General features: G+C 65.8%; 5 protein-coding genes. 2 read left to right on the forward strand and 3 right to left on the reverse strand.

Annotated features, from left to right (window positions below):
• Nucleotides 1-244 precede the first annotated feature (244 nt).
• Nucleotides 245-2,518 (reverse strand): polyribonucleotide nucleotidyltransferase, encoded by a 2,274-nt coding sequence (locus DZG00_RS10425; protein ID WP_119381836.1) that lies wholly within the window; start codon nt 2,516-2,518, stop codon nt 245-247.
• A gap of 473 nt (nt 2,519-2,991) precedes the next feature.
• Entirely contained in the window at nt 2,992-3,261 is a 270-nt protein-coding gene (rpsO, locus tag DZG00_RS10430) for a 30S ribosomal protein S15 (RefSeq protein ID WP_119381835.1), read from the reverse strand.
• A gap of 184 nt (nt 3,262-3,445) precedes the next feature.
• Between rpsO and DZG00_RS16885 the strand changes: the two genes are divergently transcribed.
• The gene (locus tag DZG00_RS16885) at nt 3,446-3,952 is read left to right on the forward strand and encodes a hypothetical protein (RefSeq protein ID WP_147359969.1); all 507 of its coding nucleotides are present in this window, start codon (nt 3,446-3,448) and stop codon (nt 3,950-3,952) included.
• On the opposite strand, the gene DZG00_RS16890 is transcribed toward DZG00_RS16885, so the two are convergent.
• Complete coding sequence (locus DZG00_RS16890) at nt 3,949-4,872, reverse strand: hypothetical protein (RefSeq protein WP_147359970.1); 924 nt, start codon at nt 4,870-4,872, stop codon at nt 3,949-3,951. The genes DZG00_RS16885 and DZG00_RS16890 overlap by 4 nt on opposite strands.
• Before the next feature lie 583 nt (nt 4,873-5,455).
• Here DZG00_RS16890 and DZG00_RS10440 point away from each other — a divergent pair.
• Nucleotides 5,456-6,805, forward strand: coding sequence for an MFS transporter (locus DZG00_RS10440; RefSeq protein ID WP_233549002.1), 1,350 nt, complete (start codon nt 5,456-5,458; stop codon nt 6,803-6,805).
• The last annotated feature ends 157 nt before the right edge of the window (nt 6,806-6,962 follow it).

Here is a 6,962-nt window from a genome sequence, read left to right on the forward strand (position 1 = left end):
GACGACGCCCGACGCCACCACCGAGCCCGCGCCGTCGCCCACGCCGACGGACGTGCCGACCCCGGCGCCGACGCCGGCACCGAGCCCGCCCGCGGACCCGACCCCGACCCCGTCTCTCTCGGCACCGCCCGCGCAGGACGTGCCGTACCCGACGGATCCGAACGACGGGAAGTAGCCCGCACACGACGGATGCCCGCCCCACCGAGGTGGGACGGGCATCCGGTTCGAACGGGGTGCGGGAGGACTAGCCCTCCGCGGGCGCCTCGGAGCCGTGGCTCGCGGCGTCGCGGCCGTCCTGGTCCGCCGACTCCTCCATCACGGGAGCGAGCGAGAGCTTGCCGCGGTCGTCGATCTTGGTGATCTCCACCAGGATCTTCTGGCCGACGCCGAGCACGTCCTCGACGTTCTCGACGCGCTTGCCGCCGGCCAGCTTGCGGACCTCGCTGATGTGCAGCAGGCCGTCCTTGCCGGGGAGCAGCGAGACGAACGCACCGAACGTCGCGATCTTGACGACGGTGCCGAGGAAGGACTCGCCGACCTCGGGGTTCGTCGGGTTCGCGATGGCGTTGACCTGCGCACGCGCGGCCTCCGCCGACGGGCCGTCGACGGCGCCGATGTAGACGGTGCCGTCCTCCTCGATGGAGATGTCGGCGCCGGTCTCGTCCTGGATGGCGTTGATCGTCTTGCCCTTCGGGCCGATCAGCTCGCCGATCTTGTCGACGGGGATGTTGACCGAGATCACGCGGGGCGCGGTCGGGGCCATCTCGTCGGGGGCGTCGATGGCCTGGTTCAGCACGCCGAGGATGGCCGTGCGGGCCTCCTTCGCCTGCTTGAGCGCGCCGTCGAGGACCGACGTGGGGATGCCGTCGAGCTTCGTGTCCAGCTGGATGGCCGTGACGAACTCCGACGTGCCGGCGACCTTGAAGTCCATGTCGCCGAGCGCGTCCTCCGCACCGAGGATGTCGGTGAGGGCCGCGTAGCGGACCTGGCCGTCGACGGTGTCGGAGACGAGGCCCATGGCGATGCCCGCGACGGGCGCGCGCAGCGGCACTCCCGCGTTCAGCAGCGACAGGGTCGAGGCGCAGACGGAGCCCATCGACGTGGATCCGTTGGACCCGAGGGCCTCGGACACCTGGCGGATCGCGTAGGGGAAGTCCTCACGGCTCGGCAGCACCGGCACGAGGGCGCGCTCGGCGAGGAAGCCGTGCCCGATCTCGCGACGCTTCGGCGACCCGACGCGACCGGTCTCACCGGTGGAGTAGGGCGGGAAGTTGTAGTGGTGCAGGTAGCGCTTCTTCGTGATGGGGCTCAGCGAGTCGATCTGCTGCTCCATCTTGAGCATGTTCAGCGTGGTGACGCCCAGGATCTGGGTCTCGCCGCGCTGGAAGATGGCCGACCCGTGGACGCGCGGGATGACCTGCACCTCGGCGTCGAGCGGGCGGATGTCGGCGAGGCCGCGGCCGTCCATGCGGATGCCGTCGCGGAGGATCCGGCCGCGGACGACCGTCTTCGTGACGGACTTGTACGCCGCGGAGAACTCGGTGAGCGCCGACTGGGGCAGCTCGCCGGCCTCGACCTTGGCGGCCACGGCCTCCTTGGTGCGGGTCTTGAGGGCGTCGTCCGCGTCCTGGCGCTCGATCTTGTCGGCGATCTGGTACACGGTGCCCAGCTCGTCGAGGGCGAGGGCGGACACGGCGTCGTAGGACTCCTGCGCGTACGGCAGGAAGACCGGGTAGTCGACCGTGGGCTTCGCGGCCTGCTGCGCGAGCGATGCCTGCGCGGCGACGAGCTGGCGGATGAACGGCTTGGCGGCCTCGAGGCCCTGCGCGACGACGGCCTCGTCGGGCTTCGTGGCGCCGGTCTGGATGAGGTCCCAAGCACCCTCGGTGGCCTCGGCCTCGACCATCATGATCGCGACGTCCTCGTTGCCCGCGGAGTCGGTGACGACGCGGCCGGCGACGGTGATGTCGAAGACGGCCTCCTTGAGCTGCGAGTGCTTCGGGAAGACGACCCACTGGTCGCCGATGAGCGCGAGGCGCACACCCGCGATGGGGCCGGAGAACGGGATGCCCGAGAGCATGCTCGAGGCGCTCGCCGCGTTGATGGCGAGGCTGTCGTAGAACTCGTCCGGCGCAATGCTCAGGACGGTGATGACGACCTGGACCTCGTTGCGGAGGCCCGTGATGAACGACGGGCGCAGCGGCCGGTCGATGAGGCGGCAGACGAGGATCGCCTCGGTGGAGGGGCGGCCCTCGCGGCGGAAGAACGAGCCGGGGATCTTGCCCGCGGCGTAGCTGCGCTCCTCGACGTCGATGGTCAGGGGGAAGAAGTCGAAGTTGTCCTTCGGGTGCTTGCCCACCGAGGTGGCGGACAGCAGCATCGTGTCCTCGTCGAGGTACGCGGCGACCGCGCCCTGCGCCTGCTGCGCGAGGCGGCCGGCCTCGAATCGGACCGTGCGGGTTCCGTACTTGCCGTTGTCGAGGACTGCCTCGGCGAACTTGATCTCTGGACCTTCCATTGAGGTCTCTCTCCTTCGTGTTGCGCCTCTCGGCGACGCCCGTCGGGCGCTCGTCCGCACCCCGTGTGGGTGAGGACCTCCTACGACAGAGGAGGAGCGGGCGAGGCGACACGTCGGAATCCGCCTGATGCGGGATCCGGGTGCACGTGCGCGCTGGTTCCGCTCGCCGACCGGTGGTCGACGGCGGCGGGCGCATGTCTGGCCATCAGTGGGAATGCTCCGAGCGACTCGGAATACCACCACCAACGACCAGCTCCTGCCGGCCAGCTCCATCTGTCGTGATCGCATCGTGACGCTGGGCGTCCGCTGGATCACTTCGGACATGGTAGCACCCGACCCCTCGCGGGCCCGGGAGGACGGGCGTGGCAGGGTGTCGGGCGGGCGTCGCTCCGCTTAACGGAGACGAGCCGCCACCCCGGAGGGTGACGGCTCGTCCGACTCGTCGTGATGCGATCAGCGACGCGAGGCGCGTGTCAGCGGCGCAGGCCCAGACGCGCGATCAGCGAGCGGTAGCGCTCGATGTCGACGTTGGACAGGTAGCCGAGGAGACGGCGACGCTGGCCGACCAGGAGGAGCAGGCCACGACGCGTGTGGTGGTCGTGCTTGTGCTCCTTGAGGTGCTCGGTGAGGCCCGTGATCCGCGTGGTGAGCAGAGCGATCTGCACCTCGGGGGATCCGGTGTCACCGGGGTGGGTCGCGTACTCGTCGATGATCGCCTTCTTGACGTCTGCTTCCAGAGCCATGTGATGATCCCCTCTCGTGTTCGTTGCGCGGCGCCCGTCACAGGATGTGCGAGCTCTCTTGATCCGCGGCCGTTCAGACGGCAACCGCACGAGCATAGCAGGAGGGACGGGCCCGCCGAGGCGGGCGCCCTGGACGCAGTGCGGCCGATCACCGATCCCGGGCACCTCAACGTACAGTCAAGAGATGAACGCCTTTGCAGACCGCCGCGCGACTCACGCCAACGACGTACGACGCATGGATATAGTGATGCGATTTACGGAACACGCAGCCGACATCTGGGATTTGCATAACAGCGGTATATACGTCGCCCACGTGAACCAGCAACAATCATCTTTCAACGATCGCTATACGCAGTATTTCCAAAAAGCAGCCGAGACGCTCTCGCTATTCGAGGAAGGCGAAGAAGGCGTTGCGTGGTGGAGTCAAGTGGAATTATATGCGGGTTTCGCGGACCCGATCCGAGTTCTCAGAACAGAACCCGCAAGTGACATAGGGGCTGAATATGGAACTCCGCCACGCTCATACATGCTCTATTCTTGGGCCACAAACGAATCGGCCGGACCGCGGTATGCCATGCAAAGTCAGGCTGCCAACAAAAATGAAGACACCTTTCGGCACGACATCATACCGCCTCAAACTGAAGTTCCCGACGATTTCATTTGGGCTCCAATACTGCAGGGCAGGTGCTAAGCGAAAGGCGTTTCCCAGTCAAGTGCGCTGACATCTAACGAGCATTCCGCACTTCCCTTCTCGTCTCCGTTACTCGCAAATACCATGAGGGCGACATGCTCACTTGCCGGAGGAACACACAGTTCCCATGCCCAGATGTCCCTATAAACACCTGGCTTCGCGGAACCAACAACGACAAGATTTCCATCAATCATGTACCTAATGACTATATAACTGGCAGAGGTTATTCCCCTGAGGGCAAATTGAGTCGCGTAGCGCCGTATTTGATATATGTGAAGATTGCCGCGGATATTGCTGGGCTGCCCCTGATAAGAATAAGCATAAAAGCTTGTGGCATAAATTTGGTTCACCATGTCAATGAAGACCGCATCCCCATTGCGATAGCCAAGCTCCGCCCAGCTTCCGCGCCAATCAGTTGTCCAAGTGTCATAGCCTCCCTCAGTCGATAACGATGCACCCCAGGCACCGGCGTACTGCGTGCATGTTTGATCAATCGAGTCGTAGTCAGTAACTGGCCTTCGACCGGCAACCTGCATTACTCCATACGTCCCCCTGCGCCGAATCCACCAACTCCATTTCTCAAGGTTGCGAACCCAGCGAGGCCGTTGGATAACTTCCGCGAAGAGGATGGCACGAATCAAGATCGGGTCTGCACCAGAAGCAATCGCCTTGCCATATGCGTAGTCAACAGTAGAGAGTCCCACATCAGTAATAGCGCGTCGGGAAAGATACTCTCCTGTCATCGCCGTTTCGCGCGACTCCCTGGTTCCTATCAGGCTGAAAATAAAGCCGGCACACACGGCGACGAAAGCTGCAGTCCAGAGTGATTCAACAAGTGCACTCGTGCCCGGAACAAGAGGTGCTGCTACTTTTCGCATCAGATATGCCGTCGCCGCGCCGACAATTATGAGTGCTATCACGCCGGCGTGATACGTTGCATAGTTTGGTCTAAAGTCTCCCGTCTTGCGCTTACCGCGAAGGCTTCGCAGAAGAGCACGTCCGTTAGTGTGACTCACGTGGGCTCCCGTCATCAGCAGAGTGGCCAGAAGTGCATTCGCATGCTGCCGCTCTGCGGTCACGCCCACGGCAAGGGCGACAAAGAAAACTGGCGCGAATCTGTATATGACATATCTCGGCCATGTTTGTCGAATGGTTAAGCCAAAGGTGTCGCTGAGTGACGAGTAGGCATCGGGCCACTTCGTGCGCAAAGTGGTATACAGCGCGTAGAGAACCGCTGCACCAATGACAGCTAAGGCAACAGACATTATGATACTTGCCATACACGCCATCCCTAATAAGTAGGCCTCACCGTTATAAGCCAGGCTCACCTTACGCCCGCCAGCCTGCGTCTCATAGAGTGAGACATCGGTTCTCCGAAGTCGGCTTGCGGAAGACGACATACGAGCGCGCCCGGCGTAGACGTAGGTACTGTCTAAATGCGGCGTAGGATACGAGTCTAAGTTCTTGCCTAACTTCCTGAATGTAGAGACGACGCAGCATCACGTGAGCACCCCGCCCGACACCTCCCCCATCCCGATCCCCGACGAACGGCAGGTGCGCGGCAGCCACTTCGTCGACCTGTCGCCGCTGAAGGAGAGCCCGGCGTTCGCGCGTCTCTGGGCGGGCAACGCGATCGCGGGCATCGGCAGCCAGATGACGGTCGTGGCGATCGGGCTGCACGTGTACGAGCTGACGGGATCCACCGGCTCGGTCGCGCTCGTGGGCGTGCTGTCGCTCCTGCCGATGATCCTCGCGGGGCTGTACGGCGGGATGCTCGCCGACGCGTTCGACCGGCGCAAGGTCGCGCTCATCGCGTCGTGCGTGGCGTGGGGGTCGACCATCGTGCTGGCGGCCCTCGCGTGGACGCACGCGGAGACGGTGGGGTCGCTCTACGCGCTGAGCATCCTCAACGCGGTCGCGGCGACGGTGATCGGCACGAGCCGGCAGGCGATCCTCCCCCGCATCCTCCCGCCGCACCTGCTGCCCGCGGCCAGCGCGCTCGGCGGGATCAGCCTCGGCGTCATGGTCACGGTGGGGCCGGCGCTCGCGGGCGTCCTCGTGGCGTCGGTCGGTTTCCAGTGGACCTACACGGTCGACGCGGTGCTGTTCCTCGCGGCGTTCACGGGCGTGCTCGCGCTTCCGCGGATCGCGCCCGAGGGCGAGGTGCAGCGGCCGGGGCTGGCCTCCATCAGGTACGGGCTCGGGTTCCTCAGGACGGCGCCGAACATCCGCATGTCGTTCATCGTCGACATCATCGCCATGACCCTCGGGCAGCCGCGCGTGCTCTTCCCGGCGGTGGGCGCGGTGGTGCTCGGCGGCGGGCCCGTGACGGTGGGGATCCTCACGGCGGCCGGCGCGGTCGGCAGCCTCGTGAGCAGCGTGCTGAGCGGATCCGTCGGCCGGGTCACGCGCCACGGCCGGGCGATCCGCTGGGCCATCGTCGCGTACGGGCTCGCGACCGCGGGCTTCGGCGTCGTGCTCCTCGCGGCGCAGACGGGCGTGCTGCACGGCATCGGCTCGCGCATCGAGGACGCGAGCGTGCCGGGGATCATCGCCGCCTCCGTCATGCTCGCGCTGACCGGCGCGGCCGACAACATCTCGTCGATCTTCCGCAACACCATGCTGCAGACCGCGGTGCCCGACAACATGCGCGGGCGGCTGCAGGGCATCTTCATCGTGGTGGTGACCGGCGGGCCGCGGCTCGGCGACGCGTACATCGGCATCGTCACGCTGTTCGCGGCGCTGTGGGTGCCGTCGCTCGTGGGCGGGCTGCTGATCGCGGTGGTGGTGTGGATCCTGATCCGCTCGCTGCCGTCGTTCGAGCACTACGACTCCCGGAACCCGACGCCGTGACGCGCAGGCGCCGCCGGCGGACGCCCGTGCTCGTGACCCTCGCGGTGCTCGTGCTCGTGATCGTGGCGGCGGTCGTGCAGTGGCGCGGGGATCCGGGCGGCGGGTCCGGGCCGGTCGGCGGCGGCACGTCGGGGCTCGGCGCGGAGCCGGGCTCGGG

It is taken from the genome of Clavibacter lycopersici, from assembly GCF_003576405.1.
Lineage (GTDB): Bacteria > Actinomycetota > Actinomycetes > Actinomycetales > Microbacteriaceae > Clavibacter > Clavibacter lycopersici.

What these genes read in the sequence shown, in the direction of transcription:
- rpsO (WP_119381835.1), bottom strand. Translation starts at nt 3,261, where the DNA reads ATGGCTCTGGAAGCAGACGTCAAGAAGGCGATCATCGACGAGTACGCG.
- DZG00_RS16885 (WP_147359969.1), top strand. Translation starts at nt 3,446, where the DNA reads ATGAACGCCTTTGCAGACCGCCGCGCGACTCACGCCAACGACGTACGA.
- DZG00_RS10425 (WP_119381836.1), bottom strand. Translation starts at nt 2,518, where the DNA reads ATGGAAGGTCCAGAGATCAAGTTCGCCGAGGCAGTCCTCGACAACGGC.